Here is a 2508-nt window from a genome sequence, read left to right as displayed (position 1 = left end):
CGAGACTGGGTGCACCTGCACGGCTCCGCGGGACGTCCCCCGGCCGCGCGGTCCGCTCTCCCGACGGAACCGTGGCACCGCGTCGATCGTCACGCCCTCTTCTTCGGCTGGCTGACCGACCGCCTCGGCCGGAAGAAGCTCTTCATGGTGACGCTCGGCGTCTACCTCGCGGCGACCGCCGTCACCGCACTCGCCTGGACGCCCTGGTTCTTCTTCCTCTGCCGGTTCTTCACCGGCTTCGGCATCGGCGGCGAGTATGCGGCGATCAACTCGGCGATCGACGAGCTGATCCCGGCCAGGGTCCGCGGCAGGGTCGACCTGATCATCAACGGCAGCTTCTGGATCGGTGCCGCGATCGGCGCCTTCGCCTCGATCGCCCTGCTGAACACCGCGCTGTTCGCGACCGACGTCGGCTGGCGGCTCTCCTTCGCCCTCGGCGTCGTTCTCGGCCTCGTCATCCTGCTGGTGCGGCGGCACGTCCCGGAGAGCCCCCGCTGGCTGTTCACGCACGGCCGCGCCGAGGAGGCCGAACGCCTGGTGGACGACGTGGAACGGACGGTCGCGGAGGAGACCGGGGAGAAGCTCCCGCCCGCCACCGAGGAGATCACCATCAGGCCCAGGGGAGCGCTCGGGTTCATCACCATCGCCCGGACGGTGACCTCCACCTATCCGCGGCGGACGGTCCTCGGCCTCGCCCTCTTCGTCGGCCAGGCCTTCCTCTACAACTCCGTCACCTTCGGCTACGCGGTGATCCTCACGACGTTCTTCAACGTCCCCGACGGCAACACCGGGTACTACTTCGCCGTCATCGCCGTCGGCAACTTCCTCGGACCGCTGCTGCTCGGCCACCTCTTCGACTCGGTCGGCCGCAAACCGATGATCGCCGGCACCTACATCGGCTCGGGCGTGCTGCTCTTCCTGACGGCCTACCTCTTCCAGCAGGGCACGCTCGACGCGACGACCATGACGGTGTGCTGGACGGCCGTGCTGTTCCTCGCCTCCGCCGGCGCCAGCGCCGCCTACCTGACCGTCAGCGAGATCTTCCCGCTGGAGACCAGGGCGCTGTGCATCGCGTTCTTCTACGCCGTCGGCACCGCGATCGGCGGCATCACCGGACCGCTGCTCTTCAACGGCCTGGTCAGCAGCGGCAAGACCGCCGACACCACGCTTGCCTTCTCGATCGGCGCCGCACTGATGGTGGTGGCGGGACTCGTCGAGGCGGCGATCGGGGTGAAGGCCGAGCGCCGCAGCCTGGAGTCGCTCGCCGCGCCGCTCAGCCAGGTGCAGGCCGCGGCCGCCGGGCCTTCCTGACGGCGGCAGGCCGTGACACCGGTGCGCGGCACCGGTCCGGCCGGGCGGCGACCGCGCCACCCGCGGTCCCCCGTCCGGCCGGGTTCTTCCCGGCGGAGCTGGGCAGACGCGGAACCGGAGCCTCTCCGCCCGCGGCGGACCGGACCGCGGCCGCCGGCACCGCGGCCGCCGGACGGCAGCCGCGGCGGGGGACAGCCGCTCCGACGGGAGCAGCGCACACAGTGGTCGGACACGGTCGACGGAGTGAGCACATGGCGAAGGGCGCCGCAGGGCGGCCACGGCACGCCGCCGGGGCCGCACGGACCGTCTCCGAACGCCACCGGTGCTACTTCGGCGCACCCGGGGACATCCGGTCGGGCCGCGACTTCACCACCAGGGTCCTCGACGAGTGGGGGCGCCCCGGCGGCGAGGAGCGCCGTGCCGACATGCTGCTGGTGGTCTCCGAACTGCTCTCCAACGCCCTCCTGCACGGCGGCAGCCCGATCGAACTCACCCTGGTGCGGGACGGCCCGTCCGCCCGGGTCGAGGTCTTCGACGGCGGACCGGGCAGCCCCGCCCCCCGCGAACCGCCGGAGGCCGCCAACGGGCCCGGCGGCCGGGGACTGCACATCGTCGACCGGCTGAGCACCGGCTGGGGAGTCGTCCCGCACCACCACGGCAAGACCGTCTGGGCGGACCTCAGCCTCGCCGGCCGGGACGGGCAGGACGACGAGGAGCACCCCTGACCCGGCCCGTGCATCGGACGGCGGCGCCGGGGCAGACGCGGGTGGGGGAACCTCCCCCGCAAGCCCGAAAGGAGACAGCCGATGCTCGCGCTCGGACTCCTGCTGCTGGCGGCGACCGGTGCCTTCACCGGACTGCTGATCGCCGACAACCTCGACGGCGGACCGACCACCACGGTGGCCGTGCTCGGCAACCACATCGCCACCATGAACAGCCTCGCGGTCTTCCTCGCAGGGATCGCGCTGACCCTGATCTTCGTCTTCGGCTGCCTGCTGGTGGCCGCCGGCAGCCGTCGGCACCGCCGCCGCAGCGCCGAACTGCGCACCTCCCGCCGGGCCCGCGCCGCGGCCGCCCCAGCGGAGCCCGCCACCATCCGGCCGTACCCCGACCAGTCCTACGCCGCCGCGCCCGAGCCGCAGCCGTACGCGGACCGGGCACCGCTCGGCGGCGCCGCGGGAGGCCCGGCCGACCCCG

Annotated in this window: 3 protein-coding genes; all 3 read left to right on the top strand. The window is 73.1% G+C overall.

Annotated features, from left to right (window positions below; translation table 11 throughout):
• Positions 1-1311: MFS transporter (locus ABZ641_RS32855; protein WP_359987784.1), on the top strand; the 1311-nt coding region annotated here is incomplete at its 5' end.
• A 251-nt stretch (positions 1312-1562) separates the two neighbouring features.
• A complete protein-coding gene (locus ABZ641_RS32850) occupies positions 1563-2036 on the top strand; it encodes an ATP-binding protein (protein ID WP_344624782.1) in 474 nt (157 codons plus the stop codon).
• An 81-nt stretch (positions 2037-2117) separates the two neighbouring features.
• Positions 2118-2508 (top strand): hypothetical protein (locus ABZ641_RS32845; RefSeq protein ID WP_359987781.1); only part of this gene is annotated, 391 nt, incomplete at its 3' end.

Source organism: Kitasatospora sp. NPDC007106 (genome assembly GCF_040634455.1).
GTDB lineage: Bacteria > Actinomycetota > Actinomycetes > Streptomycetales > Streptomycetaceae > Kitasatospora > Kitasatospora arboriphila.
This window is presented reverse-complemented; position numbering and strand designations above follow the sequence as displayed.

Excerpts from the sequence above, each read along its gene's own strand:
- ABZ641_RS32850 (WP_344624782.1), top strand. The coding sequence starts at position 1,563 with ATGGCGAAGGGCGCCGCAGGGCGGCCACGGCACGCCGCCGGGGCCGCA.